19 protein-coding genes and 2 tRNA genes are annotated in these 16,661 nt (G+C 54.9%); 5 read left to right on the top strand and 16 right to left on the bottom strand.

The features are described from left to right. Nucleotides 1-407: 407 nt before the first annotated feature. The 14 genes from B3C38_RS01195 to B3C38_RS01130 form a co-directional block, all read right to left on the bottom strand. Complete coding sequence (locus B3C38_RS01195; RefSeq protein WP_014774404.1) at nucleotides 408-677, bottom strand: Txe/YoeB family addiction module toxin; 270 nt, start codon at nucleotides 675-677, stop codon at nucleotides 408-410. After that, nucleotides 668-928: a type II toxin-antitoxin system Phd/YefM family antitoxin gene (locus tag B3C38_RS01190; RefSeq protein WP_014774403.1), complete on the bottom strand. Its 261-nt coding sequence runs from the start codon at nucleotides 926-928 to the stop codon at nucleotides 668-670. The genes B3C38_RS01195 and B3C38_RS01190 overlap by 10 nt, the downstream gene beginning before the upstream one ends. Before the next feature lie 289 nt (nucleotides 929-1,217). Beyond that, nucleotides 1,218-1,418, bottom strand: coding sequence for a DUF6722 family protein (locus B3C38_RS01185; protein WP_014774889.1), 201 nt, complete (start codon nucleotides 1,416-1,418; stop codon nucleotides 1,218-1,220). Nucleotides 1,419-1,501: 83 nt separating this feature from the next. Next, nucleotides 1,502-1,831, bottom strand: a complete 330-nt coding sequence (locus B3C38_RS01180) for a single-stranded DNA-binding protein (RefSeq protein WP_022332159.1) — start codon at nucleotides 1,829-1,831, stop codon at nucleotides 1,502-1,504. 73 nt (nucleotides 1,832-1,904) lie between these two features. Further along, nucleotides 1,905-2,351, bottom strand: a complete 447-nt coding sequence (locus B3C38_RS01175) for a hypothetical protein (RefSeq protein ID WP_286724478.1) — start codon at nucleotides 2,349-2,351, stop codon at nucleotides 1,905-1,907. A gap of 244 nt (nucleotides 2,352-2,595) precedes the next feature. Then, a complete protein-coding gene (locus B3C38_RS01170; RefSeq protein ID WP_130066107.1) occupies nucleotides 2,596-2,796 on the bottom strand; it encodes a hypothetical protein in 201 nt (66 codons plus the stop codon). A gap of 355 nt (nucleotides 2,797-3,151) precedes the next feature. Further along, nucleotides 3,152-3,580 (bottom strand): hypothetical protein, encoded by a 429-nt coding sequence (locus B3C38_RS01165; protein WP_130063065.1) that lies wholly within the window; start codon nucleotides 3,578-3,580, stop codon nucleotides 3,152-3,154. 512 nt (nucleotides 3,581-4,092) lie between these two features. After that, nucleotides 4,093-4,458 (bottom strand): SH3 beta-barrel fold-containing protein, encoded by a 366-nt coding sequence (locus B3C38_RS01160; RefSeq protein WP_022333566.1) that lies wholly within the window; start codon nucleotides 4,456-4,458, stop codon nucleotides 4,093-4,095. Between the two features lie 462 nt (nucleotides 4,459-4,920). Beyond that, nucleotides 4,921-5,694, bottom strand: a complete 774-nt coding sequence (locus tag B3C38_RS01155; RefSeq protein ID WP_286724469.1) for an N-6 DNA methylase — start codon at nucleotides 5,692-5,694, stop codon at nucleotides 4,921-4,923. Continuing rightward, nucleotides 5,687-5,935, bottom strand: coding sequence for a DUF7688 family protein (locus B3C38_RS01150; protein WP_022331829.1), 249 nt, complete (start codon nucleotides 5,933-5,935; stop codon nucleotides 5,687-5,689). The genes B3C38_RS01155 and B3C38_RS01150 overlap by 8 nt, the downstream gene beginning before the upstream one ends. Beyond that, nucleotides 5,932-6,237, bottom strand: a complete 306-nt coding sequence (locus B3C38_RS01145) for a hypothetical protein (protein ID WP_022331830.1) — start codon at nucleotides 6,235-6,237, stop codon at nucleotides 5,932-5,934. The genes B3C38_RS01150 and B3C38_RS01145 overlap by 4 nt, the downstream gene beginning before the upstream one ends. 1,559 nt (nucleotides 6,238-7,796) lie before the next feature. Next, complete coding sequence (locus tag B3C38_RS01140; RefSeq protein WP_014774895.1) at nucleotides 7,797-9,188, bottom strand: tyrosine-type recombinase/integrase; 1,392 nt, start codon at nucleotides 9,186-9,188, stop codon at nucleotides 7,797-7,799. Nucleotides 9,189-9,336: 148 nt separating this feature from the next. Continuing rightward, a tRNA-Val gene (locus B3C38_RS01135) sits at nucleotides 9,337-9,411 on the bottom strand. Nucleotides 9,412-9,546: 135 nt separating this feature from the next. Continuing rightward, nucleotides 9,547-9,620: transfer RNA gene (locus B3C38_RS01130), tRNA-Asn, on the bottom strand. Nucleotides 9,621-9,745: 125 nt separating this feature from the next. Between B3C38_RS01130 and B3C38_RS01125 the strand changes: the two genes are divergently transcribed. The 5 genes from B3C38_RS01125 (at nucleotide 9,746) to B3C38_RS01105 (ending at nucleotide 14,942) form a co-directional block, all read left to right on the top strand. Further along, a complete protein-coding gene (locus B3C38_RS01125) occupies nucleotides 9,746-10,828 on the top strand; it encodes a DUF1573 domain-containing protein (protein WP_278499384.1) in 1,083 nt (360 codons plus the stop codon). Nucleotides 10,829-10,878: 50 nt separating this feature from the next. Next, nucleotides 10,879-11,763, top strand: a complete 885-nt coding sequence (locus B3C38_RS01120; protein WP_286724460.1) for a sulfide/dihydroorotate dehydrogenase-like FAD/NAD-binding protein — start codon at nucleotides 10,879-10,881, stop codon at nucleotides 11,761-11,763. A gap of 48 nt (nucleotides 11,764-11,811) precedes the next feature. Then, a complete protein-coding gene (gene gltA / locus B3C38_RS01115) occupies nucleotides 11,812-13,197 on the top strand; it encodes an NADPH-dependent glutamate synthase (protein WP_286724456.1) in 1,386 nt (461 codons plus the stop codon). Between the two features lie 23 nt (nucleotides 13,198-13,220). Continuing rightward, on the top strand, nucleotides 13,221-13,787 hold the full coding sequence (locus B3C38_RS01110) for a lipocalin family protein (RefSeq protein WP_022331997.1): 567 nt from the start codon (nucleotides 13,221-13,223) through the stop codon (nucleotides 13,785-13,787). 306 nt (nucleotides 13,788-14,093) lie between these two features. Continuing rightward, a complete protein-coding gene (locus B3C38_RS01105) occupies nucleotides 14,094-14,942 on the top strand; it encodes a phosphodiester glycosidase family protein (protein WP_055210816.1) in 849 nt (282 codons plus the stop codon). Between the two features lie 90 nt (nucleotides 14,943-15,032). On the opposite strand, the gene B3C38_RS01100 is transcribed toward B3C38_RS01105, so the two are convergent. Next, nucleotides 15,033-16,058: a glycosyltransferase family 9 protein gene (locus B3C38_RS01100; protein WP_256166567.1), complete on the bottom strand. Its 1,026-nt coding sequence runs from the start codon at nucleotides 16,056-16,058 to the stop codon at nucleotides 15,033-15,035. Next, on the bottom strand, nucleotides 16,042-16,647 hold the full coding sequence (locus B3C38_RS01095) for a DUF4254 domain-containing protein (protein WP_022332000.1): 606 nt from the start codon (nucleotides 16,645-16,647) through the stop codon (nucleotides 16,042-16,044). Before B3C38_RS01095 ends, B3C38_RS01100 begins: the two co-directional genes overlap by 17 nt. Between the last annotated feature and the right edge of the window lie 14 nt (nucleotides 16,648-16,661).

Raw genomic sequence — 16,661 nt, 5'->3', positions numbered from 1 at the left:
GGCGGCCGAGGCATCATGCCGAGGTCGATCCTTGCCGCTGTCGACGTGACTTCGGCTAACTTTGCGTCGTGTTGTGAGTGAGGCGACCGCTCTCCCCCGGCCGCCGAGTTCGCTTGTCGAGCGACGGCGGACGCGAGCGTGCCGGGCGGCATCGTCGCCCGGAGGCGCGAGTTCAGGGGGCGCATGGCCGCGCATGGGGATCACAGATCCGCGCGGCGACATAGCCGGGGATCCGGCAGCCGGCTATGGCCGGTTCCGCTTCCGCACGAATATTATTCCCCGTATAATAATATCAGCATCCGCAAACTCCGTGAGAACCGCGCCCCCAAGGCGCGGCGCGAAAACAAGCGTCCCGGCTGGTTCTAACCAGCCGGGACGCGATGTTGATGAGTGAAGGGAAGAAAATATTACTTACTGTAATGATAACGCATCGAGAGGATATAGACCTCGATCATTTCATCGTGCACCGAGTAAACGATGCGATGTTCAGTATTGATACGCCGAGACCACTTCCCGGCCAGATCATACTTCAGGGGTTCTGGCTTACCGATACCGGTGAACGGATGTTCCGCTATATCCGCCAGTAATGCGGATATACGATTCATAATCGCCTTGTTGCCGCTTTTCTTCCAAAAAGCGATGTCCGCCTGCGCTTGTTCCGAAAAGACTATTTCCATATATCTTCAGGAGCGATAACCTTTCCTTTGCCGTCGCGGATCTCCTGCTCGGCAGCTTTGATACGCTTCACATTCTCGGGGGATTTCATAAGATACTCGGTTTCCTTGATGGAGTTATATTCATCCAAAGACATCAACACGACCCCGGCTCCCCCGCCGCGGTTAATGATAACCGTATCCGAATCCTCGATAACAGAATCTATATAGGTTTTGAGATTCTGCCTTAAATCGGAATAGTTTGCTGTTCTCATTGCTCAACTTTATATTTTGTACTTAAATACGTACAAATATACGTACTTATTGTGTCATATGCAAATTTCTAACCGAAATAATATTCTATCAGGCTCCCAGCAACCGCGCCCCCAAGGCGCGGCGCGAAAAACAAGCGTCCCGGCTGGTTCTAACCAGCCGGGACGCGATGTTGATAGGTGAAGGGAAGAAATTACAAGAGCCATTTCTTTCCCTTATCTGTCTTACTCCAAATTAATATTGCCACTGCAAAAGCAATAATAAAAATAAAAATCCAAAATGCCGCCATACTTATTCCTCCTGTGTTTTATTTGTTTCTTTCTGCCGAAGTAACCCCAAGCCAATAAACAAGCAACTCAATGTCGCCCCGATCCCTCCGACATAAACAAGCCATCGCGAATTCTCTATATCACTAATTAAGGCCCCAACGACAACTGCCGTTAGAAGATATTTGGCAATATCCATGAACCATTTACCCAATTCCTTTCTCATAGGTGCAAATATAGCAAATTTTTCACCGAAATAGATAGACTTTGAAAACATCGACGGCGCAATGGCCGTCGATGTTCATAAGGTCAGACCTGAAAATTCGTGACCCGGTAAATCACACGGGCACGGGGCTTGTTCTCTTTATCCAACCACGCTTCGACCTTATCATAGGCTTCCACGTAGATAAAACGGCCTTTCTTCAGCAGATTGACGATTCCCTCGGCTGAGTTCTCCGGCTTGACATAAATTTCGCACTCCGCCCACTGGGCTTCCTTGATCGGGTTGCCCTGTTCGTCTTTGGCATCCGTATCCCGTTCTGCATACGCCACGCTGAACGATACGAATTTGTGACCGCCCTGCCCCTCGCGGCATTCGGCATCCTTACCGAGATTACCGGTAATCGTGATTCTCTTCATAGAAATTTGAACGATTAACCTATACATCGTGAGGTTCTGCGAGGCACTGCACCTCAAATTTACGAAAAATGTTTCACTTGTCAATGACAATTTCGGTCTTTGCATCAATCATTTCACCACTGCTAAAAGTCGCATTTCCACTACTTTCAAATTTCAGATACGCCCAGTCAATCCACAAAATCGCGTGGTTGTAGCACGCGCACTTATGAGTTAAAACAATCGTTTGTTTTTGTGCCGGATACTTTTTCGTAAGTGTTACGCGCGCCTGTATCTCGTGTGGTGCGTCGGAAGCGAAATAATCGAAATATAGGAGCTGGGTGCCGTTCTCGTCATCCAGCGAAAACCAAGACACATAACACAAGCCTTTGATCCCTGCGACATAATTGTAGCGCTCAAGCGCTTTATTCAGCCAAGCATGGGCGGCTTTCTCGTCGGGGAACTCCTTTTGTAATAACACTTGGTTACACATCTTGTCGGTGTAGGTTTTCGTAAGACAGACTGTTGCTAAATAAGTTTTCATAATTGTAAAATTTTAAAAGGTTAAATAGTGTGCTCCGCTGGGGCTTCGCTCCCCGCCATCCGCCGATCACATCGAGCGGAGCTGGTTAATACGTCAAAGAACTTTATTGCTGAAATCTCGCTAACATCCTCGTCACGCCCTTTATCCTTTCTATCAAACATATCATTTTCTCGAAGGTTTGCCGGGCTGTGGTTTCCCAGCCGACGGATGTTTTCAAGATTTCAAAGAACGAGGGGTCATCCCCTTACACGTTGCCTTCAGAGCCTTTCTGATACTCGTATCGAACACTGACATTTTGAAATAAAAATGGAGCGGCCGCCCGTTCCTCTGGAATGGGCATAGGCGGTCGCTCTCTACCGCTAAACCGGCGCAAGGGTTCCGGGAAATATTTTTGAAAAAATTTCTTCAGCGTGCCCCGGCCTGCCGGGGTAAATTTTTTCATCATAAACATAGTTCCCGAAAGGACTCCTAAGAAAATATTTCGCGGGTTCATTGCCCGGCAAAATGCAGTGTTCGTACTTTGTATCAGAATGGTCTGAAGGCAACGTGTAAGGGATGAGACCCGTCAGGTCGCAGAAATCTTGAATTCAGCCGGAGTGCGAAACCACAGCCCGGTCAGACCCAGAGAGAAAATACCGCTCTCCCTCGCAACGCGAGGGGTGTCCTGCCGCGACGTGGAGAAACGAACGACTTGCAACGCCCTGCAAGTCGTACGTTTTAGGAGCGACCAATGCCCCGCCTGCGGGGCATGGTATGAAATTACGAGCAAAAAAAGAGAGCCGGCGAACCGGCCCTCTACATTACCTTTTGGAAAATAATGTCTTCAACTTGATCTCGGCGGCCACTTCCGGACACACTTTTGCCATACGTCCAATTTTTTGAATCTGATTTTCGTTAGGCGTACATTTACGCAACCAACGTACGATGTCATCGGAATAGTTTTCCGTCACTTCAACCAGCTGGTCGATTATTTCTGACAATTTGCAGGCAGAAATATATTCGACCGATTCGACAACTTCACCACTCTCATCGATAAGTTCAATGTCGAAATAACCATCCAAAGAATTGGGGAAAATCACAACGGCTCCCTGATGTTTGAACCCACTGACCTTGAGTATAAAAGCCTTCCGACCAGCAAGGGTGCCACCAGCACCGCAGGTCACATTCCAACTCATGAGATTCAACGGTTTTTCAGCGAGAATCGACATAATTAAATCTGATGTAGACATAGCTTTTTGCAGACTTTATCCTCCTGCGCCGGAGTTCTACACTGCCGAAACACTCGGAACAGCGATGCGGCCCCAGCCGATCACGGCGACTGCCCGAAGGCAAGGACACGCAAGGAAATATTTACCGACGGCTCGGCCGGAGGGCGCAACGCGCGGATCAATATTTCCGCACCGGGCCCACGGGCGGCCGGCCTGAACAGGACGGGCGATCCTTGCCGCTGTCGCCGCGATGTCGGCTACCTTTGCGTCGTGTTGTGAGTGAGAGTACCGCTCCCCCCGGCCGCCGAGTTCGCTTGTCGAGCGACGGCGGACGCGAGCGTGACGGGCGGCATGGTCGCCCGGCCGCGCGAGTTCAGGGGGCTGCGGCCGGGTCGCCGCGAACGGCAGGCGAAGTCTGCCGGGCGACCGGCTGCCCTACCGGCAAAGGAATTCTTTGTGATGAATCACAAACTTTCCCCTTGCAGGTGAACGGAACAGAAAAAACCCCGGAGTTTCTACTCCGGGGCAACAAGTTACGGAAGCTCGTGAATTGTGATGAAATTCTCAGGGCAGAAGCAACGCCAGGCATTCCGCTCAAGGTCGAAATAATGCACACAGTCGTTTGTCGAACGGCTGCGGGATTTACTTCCGGCCCGGTACTCTTCCAGCAAGCAGGGCTTCAGTGTCCCGAAAGCCTCCCGGAGTGTCCCGTCCTGTTTGCGGTAACTGAATCTCACGGCCCGGTTACGCAACTGGATCAGGAGATTATCCAGTTCGTCCGTTTGCTGTAACGCTTCGTTGACTGCGTTTTCGACATCCAACCGCAAGGGCCAGTGCGGTAAATTGTACTTGCCCCGCAGTTTCTTCGTGAGAATCCGAATTAAACGCTCGTTATCCATAACTTTTTTGCAGACTTTATCCTCCTGCGCCGGAGTTCTAATACTGCCGAAACACTCGGAACAGCGATGCGAGCGCAGCCGGTCTCGGTGACATCAGGTAGGAGCCGGAAGAAAAATTTGCCGACGGCTCGCCGGAGGGCGCAGTGGACAAATTATTTGCACCGGACGCTTGCGCGGCAGGCCCCCGCGGCCTGCCGTCCGTACCGTTGTCACCGCGACTTCGGCTACCTTTGTGTCGTGTTGTGAGTGAGCACTACCGCTCTCCCCCGGCCGACAAGCGAGCTGGCCGAGCGACGGCGGACGCGAGCGGGCCCGGCGGCATCGTCGCCCGGAGGCGCGAGTTCAGGGGGCTGCGGCCGGGTCGCCGCGAACGGCAGGCGAAGTCTGCCGGCGGCCGGTTGCCGTTGCGAGAATTTTACGAACAAAAAAAAAGAGAAGCCCGCCTCCCGGCGGGCTTCTCGATCAGAAGAGGTTGAGTTGCACGATCTGCGGTGCTTCAGCAGCCGGTGACTCTGATGTTTTGGCGGGATCGGCCTTTATGCGGCGGCTCTCCCAGACGGCATAGCACAGCGTGTCTTCCCATTCCATTTTGGAAACTTCAGGTATACCCATCAGTTCCGGACGTGGGCGGACACGCCAGGCTCCATAGAAGTAATCTTTGGTCGGCCTAAGCGAATCATGCCAGATAACCTCGCCGTTCACGCCATGCAGGATGAAATTGCAGACCGTCATAAGGGCACAGGTTCGGTCGATGTCCTCGCCACAGCAGTAGTTACCAGGGAATTTCGCATGGGCAGCAATCAAGAACCGGCCGCTACCGCAGGCAGGATCTCCGAAATTCAACCCTTTTCCTGTCAAATCCCGTCCACCACTATTGATGGAAACCATAAAATCAACAATATTCTCTGGAGTAAAAAACTGGCCAGCGTTTGCACGCCGGCCATGTGAGGCAATTTGAGTTTCATAAAGATTCCCGAAGGGGTCGTACCACTCCCCGTCGTCGCGTACCTTCTTGTTCATCAGGAGTACTATCTCCTGAAAAAGCTCGAAGAAACGCTTGCGAATCTCCAGGTCTTTATATCGGCCGTGAGGCTTCCAGGGATTGTCGAAGCTGAACAGGTCAATGATGAAGGTCAACATATCGTCAAACACCTTGCTGTCGTCTTGGCCATAGGCAAGTGCCGAGAACTTATCCTCAAACGCCTTGTACTCGGCCGGAATCTGGATCTTAGACATGATACACCTCCTTTCCGGGCAGTTTGATCTCACCGCGTTCTACGAACCGGCCGTCACACCATAGCTCGACGGGGCCGAGTTCAAAGCCATGTGATAAGATCCAGTATTCGATATAATCCCGATACTCCTTACCGGTGAAGTTCTTGCCGGTGATATTCCGGAAGATCATCGGAATACTTGTCCACTCCTCGCCTTCGGCCCAAAGGAACGGTTCACCATTTTGTCTGATCTCGTCTCTCATAGCTCCCGATTTTTATAGTTATCGGCAATGAACAGGTCGTCGTTGCTTCGGTACACCTCGATCGTCGGTTTGCCATGATTATCTGTGATAGGCAGAGATTCCACCGTCTCAAGAAGTGTTTCATCCTCGAAGACACAATAGACGGTTTTTCCGGGTTCCGCATCCGGATCAAAACACAGAGGCGTATCCTTGCATTGCGCGGCGATCATGTCGGCTTCTTCCTGATTTTGGGCCGTGACAGTGAAGTGTCTGCGTTCCCAGCTTGTGCATAGCACATCCTGATAAAATTTGTAAATTGGCATAAAATGATTTGCAGTGTTTATCCTCCTGCGCCGGAGTTCTAATGCTGCCGAAACACTCGGAACAGCGATGCGGCTCAAGCCGATCACGGCGACTGCCCGAAGGCAAGGACACAGAAGGAAATATTTACCGACGGCGCGGCCGGAGGGCGAAGCGGATCAATATTTCCGCACTGGGCCCACGGGCGGCCGGCCTGAACAGGACGGTCGATCCTTGCCGCTGTCGACGCGATGTCGGCTAACTTTGCATCAATGTTGTGAGTGAGAATACCGCTCTCCCCCGGACGACGAGTTCGCTTGTCGAGCGACGGCGGACGCGAGCGTGCCGGGCGGCATCGTCGCCCGGAGGCGCGAGTTCAGGGGGCGCATGGCCGCGCATGGGGATCACAGATCCGCGCGGCGACATAGCCGGGGATCCGGCAGCCGGCTATGGCCGGTTCCGCTTCCGCACGAATATTATTCCCGTATAATAATATCAGCATCCGCAAACTCCGTGAGAACCGCGCCCCCAAGGCGCGGCGCGAAAAACAAGCGTCCCGGCTGGTTCTAACCAGCCGGGACGCGATGTTGATGGGTGAAGGGAAGAAAGCAGCTTTAGTTCTTCACTATATATGCCCAATAATGGAGTTTGTGTAGTTCATTATCCATTTGAATATTATTGTAATATAATAATATATTCGATGGTGAGTACGAAAAAAGGCACCTCGAATATTATCCAAAGCACCTTTACAAAACGGAAGAACCACAGTTCCTACTTGTCTCCAGCACAAACACTATTAATCTACTGCTGTCTCCCTTACCGCAAATATAATCATTATCGAACGAATCATACCGAAGAGGTAGCATATACCGTAATATTATTATAATACCGATATTATAGTAATACTCGTAATATTATAATATCCGGCACATAGGTTGTACGCGACGGGAACGAGAGTGCAAATATTATTGTAATATTTATATTAGAATAATATTCAAAAACAATACAGAGCTGATTATCTGCGCAATACAACAGATATTATTATATTATAATACTATCTGTATTACAATATTATCCTCTAAAAAAATAATCAGCGGATTATTTGCAGAATAGAAAACACAAAGCTACTTTTGCAATGAAGGGAAGAAAAAACGCACCGTTTATCTGGGGCTTTTTCTTCAAAATATAGTAAGCGTCGGAGACTTCGGAAACGAGTCTCCGATTTTTTTGCAAAAATGTTACCTATTCGAGGAACACGAATCTATTTTCTTCCCTTCACGATTCAACATCTTTTCCCAGCCATTTTGTCAATATATCGAGCAAAAAAACCTTATTCGGCCTCGCGCGCGCGTATTACGGTAACTTACCGTAGTAATGTTTTTGTTGTATAACAAATTGAATAAAATGTTTACCAATGTTGAATAGTGAATTTATCAAAGATAAATTCTTTGATAAATATATATATAAAGTAGAATTTGCAGAAATGTTACGTATTGTCCCCGGAAATTTGCAAGAATGTTACCTGTTTTTTTGCAGAAATATTACCTATTATTCCGCCCAAAAATAGTTTTTTGCAAAAATGTTACATATTCCCAACGCCATACATAGGCATCGGCATGGCCATATACGATTCGTTCAAACTGGCATATTTTTTACTGAATGACAGGTTTCTATACATTTGGGCTGCCTTGATCTCAAAAATTTCATCTTCAGACAAATTACTGGCCACAAAATCGAGAACCATGCGATTTGCAATATCTACTTTCTTCATATTAAATGAGATATAGCTTTTTGTCACGTTTTTTTTACCGTGACCAAGAGCAGCAGCGATCGTATCTTCCGGAACATCGAGAACCGAGGCCAACGTCGCCCACGTGTCGCGCGCATAATACGATCGCAGAAAAGGGTAGAGGCCGGTTTTCGTTTTTTTCCCCCAACGTGCTTTATCAACTTCAACCCTGCCAAACTCCTTCAGATGCTTGTTCATCATCTTCAGGAACGATCTGTAATCAGCACGTTCGTCCATGAAGCAAAGCAAATATTTCTTTCCCCTCCAGCGGTTGATGATCTCTTGGGCTTCGGGTTCAACCTTGATCGAATAGCGTTTCTTCGTTTTCTGACGACTGAACTCTATTCGACCGCCCACCATATCAGTCGGACGTAACAGAAGCAGATCGCCGATATTAATTCCAATCAGGTAAAAAGAGAGCATAAACACATCCAAATACCGCTGGCAGAATTCCTCAGCGGGAAAATCCCGGATAATTCGCAGATCCTTTACCGGCAGCGCCAGTTTCACAGGCTCTTCCGATGGCATTTCGAATTTTTTGAAGGGATACCAGTTCGCTTCCGCCACACCATAGGTCACTGCATCATTAAACAGGGTTCGCAGGTTTCGCAAATGAAGGTTTACACCATTGGGAGTCAGTCTTCGCACACCAGGTATAGCCCGCCCCTTGGCATCGAGGTGCTGCGAGAAGAGGAAACGCTCAAAGCCCAGCAGCCAAGCCTTATCGACATCTCTGAAAGACAACTTTCCTTTATCGTATGCCAAGATTTTCTTCAGCGTATGTTCGTGTGTGCCCCGCGTCGATGCGTTTGCGATGCGGTCGATATATTGCTCGTAATAGTCGATCAGGTCACCCCGCGCCGAGCAGGACACCGTTTGCGATGCAACAAGATATTGCTTCACCTCGCGGGTCGACATATTGGCGAGTTGGCCTGAAACCTCCAGCACGGTCAGTTTTTTCTCAAGAGACAACAACTGCTCCTGAAGGGCCATGTTAAATAGCCTTTTCGATTTGTGTTTGACGATTCGGCACGTCTGGGAATTCCAGTTCTCCGGAGCAAGGTAGATTTTCACAGGGATCTGGAATACGATCGAGCGTGTCGCCGAAACTGAAATTTTTAACGGATACAATTCGTCTTTTTTGCGCTGAACCCTAAGATCCAGAAATGGTTTTAATGTAGCCATAAATTTTTTAGCAAAACCAGTAGCAAAACCATTTGCACAAAATAGCACACTTTTGCACACTTTTCTCCTCTTACAGAACGCAGGGATAAAAAAGAGAAAAGCGGCTAAAAATACGTTCTACACGCATCTCTGACCGCTTTTTGATTAGTGGGAGCTGAGGGATTCGAACCCCCGACCCTCTGCTTGTAAGGCAGACGCTCTGAACCAGCTGAGCTAAGCTCCCGTAGTGAATGGCTTGGGACTGCAAAGGTAATTCAAAATATATGAACTCCAAATTTTTCATCGAAATTTTTCATTCTTTTTATCACCTACCCTGCAGGCGTTTCTGAAAGAACCTTACGCAACCCTCGCGCATCTGCGCCTGAACAAGGACTTGAACCTAGGACCCCATGATTAACAGTCATGTGCTCTAACCAACTGAGCTATTCAGGCATTCGGAAATCGGTTTTTCAACCGTTTCGGAGTGCAAATATATAGCAAAATTTCATTCCCGCAAAATTATTGCACGATTTTTTCTCAAAAAATGTACCTTTGCATCATAGACACCAATCAGCACCATGACGGCACGACGACATATCCTCCTCACACTCTTGGCTCTTTGCGCTTTCGCAACGGCGGCGCAGGCACAACTGGTCTTTACCCCCGACACCTGGGATTTCGGCACGATCCGCGAGACCGACGGCCGCGTGAGCCATACCTTCACGGGCGAGAACCGCGGCAATACGCCCGTGGTGATCCTCGACGTGGTCACCACCTGCGGCTGCACGGTACCCCAATTCACCAAGCGTCCGATCCGCCCCGGCGAGAAAACCACCGTCAAGGTGACATTCGACCCGGCCAACCGCCCCGGCGCCTTCACCAAGGAACTGGGCGTCTACTCCTCCGAGCGGAAAAAGGTCGCCACGCTCACCATCCGGGGCAATGTCACGCCGCGCATGAAATCCACCGAGGAGCTCTACCCGGTCGATGCGGGCGGAGGGCTGCGGCTCTCCACGACCCTCAACGCCTTCTCCTACATCCGCCCCGGGCAACAGGTACAGTCTGCCATCGGCTATGCGAACACCTCGGGCAAAACCATCCGGCTCGAACTGCGCCCGCTGGAATCGAGCGGGCTGCTGACGGTGACCGCCCCGCGCGAGATCGCACCGGGCGAACAGGGATCGATCAACGTTGCCTACCTCATCCCCGAGGCCGATCCCCGCTACGGCACGCTGCGTGACGCCCTCGAGGTGCGCGTCGACGGCCGCACCAACGGCACGGCGATCGTCACCCACGGCATCGGCATCGACCGGGCGGAGGCGGGTACCGGAGGACAAAACGCCCCGAAAGCGCAGATAATCGAAAATATTATTAAATTTGGCCCGGTAAAGCATGGTGCCCCCAGGCAGGAACGTACCTTTACGCTCTCGAATACGGGCAGTGCCGAACTGGTCGTGCGGGCCGTCGAAACCAACGGCAGGATCGCCACGACGCTCGTCCCCGGACAACGCATCCCGGCGGGCAGTTCCTTCACGGCGAGGGTGTCCGTCGACCCGGGCGAACAGGATTTCGGCGTGCTGACCGATTTCGTGATGATCGTCACCAACGACCCGCTGCGCCCGATGCGGCGGCTGAGGGTGACGGCCATCATCGAAGAATAACGACAATATGCGGCTTCCGCCCGAGGGCAGCGGCCGGAAAAAATATAGTAATGTACCCGATACTTGAAAAAAGACTCCTCGCCGAGGGCATCTGGCTGATGCAAGTCCTCGCACCGCGCGTCGCACATTCGGCGCAACCCGGGCAGTTCGTCATCGTCCGCGTCGACGAGCACGGCGAACGCATCCCGCTCACGATCTCGGACTTCGACCCCGCGCAGGGCAGCGTCACCATCGTGACGCAGGCCATCGGCGCCTCGACACGCAAAATATGCTCGCTGGATGCGGGCGATGCCTTCGCCGATTTCGCAGGCCCGCTGGGACACCCCTCGGAATTCGTAACGATGCAGCCCGGCGAGCTCCGCAGGCGGCACTACCTCTTCGTAGCGGGCGGCGTGGGCACCGCCCCGGTCTACCCCCAGGTCAAATGGCTCCGCGAGCACGGCGTCGCGGCCGATGTCATCATCGGCGCCAAGACCCGCGACATGCTCATCTACACCGACGCCATGCGCGCCGTGGCCGAAAACCTCCACATCGCCACCGACGACGGCTCGGAAGGGTTCAAGGGGCTCGTCACGCAGGTCGTCGAGGAGCTGGTCGAAAAACAGGGCCGGCATTACGACGAATGTGTCGCCATCGGGCCCATGGTCATGATGAAATTCGTGGCGCTCACCACGAAAAAATACGGGCTCAGGACAACCGTGTCGCTCAACGCGCTGATGGTCGACGGCACGGGCATGTGCGGTGCCTGCCGCGTGACGGTCGGCGGCAGGACGCGCTTCACCTGCGTCGAAGGCCCCGAATTCGACGGCCACGAGGTCGATTTCGACGAAGCCATGCGCCGGCAGGGCATGTACCGCACGCAGGAACAGCGCGCCGCGGCCATCGAGGCCGAACGCGCCGCCGGGCACCAATGCAAAATAGGACTGGATAAATAGACATTGTCCGGGACGCACACCCCGGAAATCCCCAAAGCATACACGACAATGGCAAACAAGATACCGCGCGTCCCCGTGCGCGAACAAGACCCGCAAATCCGAGCGACCAATTTCGAAGAGGTCTGCTATGGCTACGACCTCGACGAAGCAAGTCTGGAAGCATCGCGCTGCCTGCACTGCAAAAACCCCCGCTGCGTGGCAGCCTGCCCCGTCAGCATCCGCATCCCCGACTTCATCGGTGCCCTGCATACCGGTGATTTACAGCAGGCCGCCGACATCATCGCCGGTGACAGTTCGCTGCCCTCGATCTGCGGCCGTGTCTGCCCGCAGGAGAGCCAGTGCGAAGGCTCCTGCATCCTGGGCATCAAAGGCGAACCGGTCGCCATCGGCAAACTCGAACGCTTCATCGGCGACTGGAAGCTCGAACACGGCGCCGCCGCGGCACAGACCGCACCCCGCAACGGGTACAAGGTCGCCGTCATCGGCAGCGGCCCGGCCGGGCTGGCCTGCGCAAGCGACCTTGCGAAACTGGGCTACGGAGTGAAAATCTTCGAGGCGCTGCACAAGGCGGGCGGCGTACTGGTCTACGGCATCCCCGAGTTCCGGCTTCCGAAGGAGCGTATCGTAGCCCGCGAAATCGCCGAGGTCGAAAAACTGGGCGTGGAGATCGAGACCGACGTCATCGTCGGCCGTACCGTGACCATCGACTCGCTGCTGGACGAAGAGGGCTACGCCGCCGTATTCATCGGCTCGGGAGCCGGGCTGCCCCGCTTCATGGGTATCCCGGGCGAGAACCTCAACGGCGTGGTCTCGGCCAATGAATTCCTCACGCGCGCCAATCTGATGCACGCCTACGACCAGGCCTACGACACCCCGATCTACGTCGGCAAACGGGTGGTGGTGGTCGGCGGCGGCAACGTGGCGATGGACGCCGTACGCACGGCCAAGCGGCTGGGTGCCGAGGCGACGATCGTTTACCGCCGCAGCGAGAAGGAACTCCCGGCACGCGCCGAAGAGGTACACCACGCCAAGGAGGAGGGCATCTGCTTCAGGATGCTCACCAACCCCACCGAGGTGCTCGGCGACGAGCGCGGCTGGGTGACCGGCATCCGGTGCGTGGAGATGGAACTGGGCGAACCCGACGAAAGCGGCCGCCGCTCGCCCGTCGTGAAGGCCGGCTCGGAGTTCGGGATCGCCTGCGACGTAGTCGTCATGGCACTGGGCACCTCGCCCAATCCGCTGCTGGCCGCCACGACCGCAGGGCTCGAAACCAACCGGCGCGGCTGCATCACCGCCGACGAACGCGGCGCCACGTCACGCGAAGGAGTTTTCGCGGGCGGCGACGCCGTGACGGGAGCCGCCACGGTAATCCTGGCGATGGGTGCCGGCCGTACGGCGGCAAAGGCCATCGACGAATATATCCGAAAGCGTTAAACCTTTAAAACACCATACGAACGATGAAACGCATGAAAATCATGGTCGCGGCCATCGCCCTGTGCGGCCTGGCAGCCTGCAACGACAACACCCCCAAGAGCTTCACCGGCACCATCACCGATGCGTCGATGAACACCGTAACCGTCGAAAACGCCGAGGGGACATTCACCTTCTCGACCATGGACGCCGACAAAAGCGAGGCCAACGGCCTGCTGTTGGGAGCGCCCGTCACGGTCAATTACAGCGGTAAACTCGCAGACGGCACCACCGCCTCGAAAGTGTCTACCGACCCCACCTATGCCGAGGCCGTCGGCAATTGGACGATGCCCGACCCGATCGACCCCGACGGTGTCATGGGCATCCGGATCATGGTCGAAGGAGAGGCGCAGTCGATCAACATGGCCACACTGCACTACACATCGTGGGAATTGCAGGGCGAAGCCGGCAAAATCCTGCTCAAAGGCCAAAGTATCGGCAACGGTCAGACCATCGACTTCACCGAAACGGCCACCATCGCCAAGGATGCCGACGGTATCTATACGCTGACGGTAGAGGGCAATGGCGCCGTCTACACCAAAGCCAACGAATAGCCGCAGCCCCCTGCGGTCACACGCGCCTTCCGCAATCCCGGAGGGCGCGTTTTATTTGCCGGAGGACGCCCACCGTTTTCAACCGGACGGGCACCACAAGTTTTCGAAGGAGGCAACCACAAGCCTTGCAGAGCGGGCGCCACAAGCTTTACCGGGCGGACACTACAAGCCTTGCAGGACGGGCAGCCCGGGCTGCCGGGACGATCGCCCCGCACAAAACGCGCCCCGCCCCGCAAACAGTTCCGTGAAACGGCTTGCCGAACCGGTTTATTCGTTAAATTTGCATCCGTCAACCACACTGCAACTATGGCCAGAATACTCTTCGCAGCCCTGCTGCTCCTGTTCACCCTCCCGGCCGCGGCACAGACGCCCGGCGACTCCATCGCCTTCGTCACCGCCGACTGGCATACCACCGACCTCGGCCGGGGTGCCGCGTGCCGCTACGCCCAGGTCGAGATGTTCGGTTCGCGGCAGAGCATCTCGGTCGTCAGCTACCCCGCGCGGCACTTCGCCACGCAGATCGTACAGCTCGACGGCAAGGGTGAAACCACGGGCCGCATGGGCGAAGCCGCCGACGCCACAGCAGCCATCAACGGCAGCTATTTCAACATGAAAACCTTTACGCCCATCACCTTCGTGATGGTCGACTGCCGGGTATTGGGCCGCACGACACCCGGCGAACTCATGCGCACCAACGGCATCATCGCCATCCGGGACAAACAGGGGCACGACGTCGCCATTTTCGCCTGCGACACCACCCAATACCCCCGCATAGCCCGCCGCTACCGCGCGGCGCTCGCAGCCGGGCCCCTGCTGGTCAGCGGAGGCAAGATCATCGAATACGACTCCGGCGACAGCTTCTATACCCACCGCCACCCGCGTTCGCTGATCGGCAAGCGCCCGAACGGCGAGGTGGTGATGGCCGTAATCGACGGCCGCGCCAAAGGCCAGGCTGCCGGCGCTACGATCGCCGAAACGGCTTACATCGCCCGCCTGCTGGGGCTCACGGACGCCCTCAACCTCGACGGCGGCGGTTCTTCGGCACTCTGGACAGCACAGGAAGGGGTGGTCAGCCACCCCAGCGACAACCGCCGCTTCGACCATGCCGGCGAACGCGCCGTACCGAACGGCATCGTCGCCCGTCCGCGGAAATAAAGGGGCAGTCCTGAAAAGGTGCCCGGCACAGAGTAGTCACAAAAAAACAGCCCCCTGATCCGGAGGGCTGTTTGCATATCCACGGCGAACCTATTCACCGACCATTTCGGCCACCCGCTCCGCAATCATGGCGGGCGTCACGGCATACAGGCAGCGGTAATCCCCGTAACGGCACGGCTTGTTCCCGAAGACCGAACAGGGACGGCATTCCATATCGGCCTGCAGGATGCCGCGCGGGTCGCAACCATAGCCGAAGAACCCCAGCCCGGGATGGGTAGCACCCCATACCGACACTACGGGCGTCGCCACGAGCGAGGCCATGTGCATGACGAGCGAGTCCATCGCCACCACGCAGTCCAGGTTGGCGATCAGGTCTAATTCGCCGTCCATCCCGACCCGTCCGAACAATGCCGTCACATTGGGGTACGCACGCTCCATTTCCCGCGCGAACTCCGCTTCGGCTCCGCCTCCGCTGTGTATGAACACCCGGTCGTAGCGTTCGGCCAACAGACGCACCGCCTCCCGCCCGAGCGCCGTGGGATAGGTTTTCCCCTGCTGTGCCGAAAACGGCGAGAAGCCGATCCAGGTACCCGTCTTCTCCCCCATCGGGTTGGGACGGCAGCGCCGCAGGGCCGGCACGGGATCGTGGAACACGAACCCCAGTTTGCGGAACACATCGCAATAGCGGACGACGGTATGCTTGGCGGGCTTCACGCCGCGGCCGCCCTTGCGGATAAACTCCTTTTTCTCCTCGCGCCCCTTCTCGATGGCCGCCACGGGGACTCCGCGCAGCCACAGGGCGGTGCGGAACATCACCGAACGCAGCACGCCGTGCACGTCGGCCACGGCATCCACCCCCAGGCGCCGCGCATCGGCGGCCAGGCGCCACATTCCCCGCAGGGAGTGGTGCACACCCTTGATATCTACATCCATAAAACCGAGATCGAGCCCTGTAAAAAAGGCTCGAAACACGGGTCTTGTCGCTACCGTCACCCTCAGGTCGGGATAGGCCTCCTTCAAGGCCCGCAGCGCATGCGCCAGCATCGCCACATCCCCCATCGCCGAAGTCCGGAAAACGACCAGATGACGCGGAAGTCTCTTATTTTTTCTGCCCATAAAGCACCGGGTTCAACGCCGGGTCGTTATACATCTTCATCTGCTTATAGGTCTTCATATACTTGCGGCCGGCCTCGATATCCCCGATCAGCTCTTCGATCGCCCCCGAAAGGTCGACCTGCTGCGCCAGCAACACGTCAAGCTTCTTCCGGCACGCCGCGCGGTGGGCATCGCCGACGTCCGTACGCTCGGCTTCGCATGCCATGTGGTAAATCTTCAGCGCCAGGATCGACAGACGGTCGATCGCCCACGCCGGGGTCTCGGTATTGAGCCTGGCGTCGGGCCGGGGTTCCACGTCCTTGTATTTATCGAGCAGGTACGAGTCGATATATTCCACCATATCGGTACGATCCTGGTTCGACTTGTCGATACGGCGCTTGATGGCCAGTGCGGCCACGGGGTCGATCTGCGGGTCGCGGATGATATCCTCCAGGTGCCACTGCACGGTGTCGATCCAGTTTTTATGGTATAACAGGTGTTCGAGCGAACCCGGCTCATAGGGATTTTCGATCGGATGATCCACATCGTCCCACCGATGGTAATCCCCGATGGCGCGGTTGAAGATCTTGTTTGCGGTTTCGGTAAACATAGCTCAGCAGTACA

Source organism: Alistipes sp. UBA1686 (assembly GCF_002320215.1).
Classification (GTDB): domain Bacteria; phylum Bacteroidota; class Bacteroidia; order Bacteroidales; family Rikenellaceae; genus Alistipes; species Alistipes onderdonkii.
The sequence above is the reverse complement of the archived record's forward strand: the minus strand, read 5'-3'. Positions and strand labels throughout refer to the sequence as shown.

Coding starts and splice junctions, on each gene's coding strand:
- B3C38_RS01185 (WP_014774889.1), bottom strand. CDS start 1,418: ATGAGAAAGGAATTGGGTAAATGGTTCATGGATATTGCCAAATATCTT.
- B3C38_RS01190 (WP_014774403.1), bottom strand. CDS start 928: ATGAGAACAGCAAACTATTCCGATTTAAGGCAGAATCTCAAAACCTAT.
- B3C38_RS01150 (WP_022331829.1), bottom strand. CDS start 5,935: ATGAGAGACGAGATCAGACAAAATGGTGAACCGTTCCTTTGGGCCGAA.
- B3C38_RS01160 (WP_022333566.1), bottom strand. CDS start 4,458: ATGGATAACGAGCGTTTAATTCGGATTCTCACGAAGAAACTGCGGGGC.
- B3C38_RS01175 (WP_286724478.1), bottom strand. CDS start 2,351: ATGAAAACTTATTTAGCAACAGTCTGTCTTACGAAAACCTACACCGAC.
- B3C38_RS01120 (WP_286724460.1), top strand. CDS start 10,879: ATGTACCCGATACTTGAAAAAAGACTCCTCGCCGAGGGCATCTGGCTG.
- B3C38_RS01180 (WP_022332159.1), bottom strand. CDS start 1,831: ATGAAGAGAATCACGATTACCGGTAATCTCGGTAAGGATGCCGAATGC.
- B3C38_RS01145 (WP_022331830.1), bottom strand. CDS start 6,237: ATGCCAATTTACAAATTTTATCAGGATGTGCTATGCACAAGCTGGGAA.
- B3C38_RS01125 (WP_278499384.1), top strand. CDS start 9,746: ATGACGGCACGACGACATATCCTCCTCACACTCTTGGCTCTTTGCGCT.
- B3C38_RS01155 (WP_286724469.1), bottom strand. CDS start 5,694: ATGTCTAAGATCCAGATTCCGGCCGAGTACAAGGCGTTTGAGGATAAG.
- B3C38_RS01100 (WP_256166567.1), bottom strand. CDS start 16,058: ATGGGCAGAAAAAATAAGAGACTTCCGCGTCATCTGGTCGTTTTCCGG.
- gltA (WP_286724456.1), top strand. CDS start 11,812: ATGGCAAACAAGATACCGCGCGTCCCCGTGCGCGAACAAGACCCGCAA.
- B3C38_RS01105 (WP_055210816.1), top strand. CDS start 14,094: ATGGCCAGAATACTCTTCGCAGCCCTGCTGCTCCTGTTCACCCTCCCG.
- B3C38_RS01165 (WP_130063065.1), bottom strand. CDS start 3,580: ATGTCTACATCAGATTTAATTATGTCGATTCTCGCTGAAAAACCGTTG.
- B3C38_RS01140 (WP_014774895.1), bottom strand. CDS start 9,188: ATGGCTACATTAAAACCATTTCTGGATCTTAGGGTTCAGCGCAAAAAA.
- B3C38_RS01170 (WP_130066107.1), bottom strand. CDS start 2,796: ATGATGAAAAAATTTACCCCGGCAGGCCGGGGCACGCTGAAGAAATTT.
- B3C38_RS01095 (WP_022332000.1), bottom strand. CDS start 16,647: ATGTTTACCGAAACCGCAAACAAGATCTTCAACCGCGCCATCGGGGAT.
- B3C38_RS01195 (WP_014774404.1), bottom strand. CDS start 677: ATGGAAATAGTCTTTTCGGAACAAGCGCAGGCGGACATCGCTTTTTGG.
- B3C38_RS01110 (WP_022331997.1), top strand. CDS start 13,221: ATGAAACGCATGAAAATCATGGTCGCGGCCATCGCCCTGTGCGGCCTG.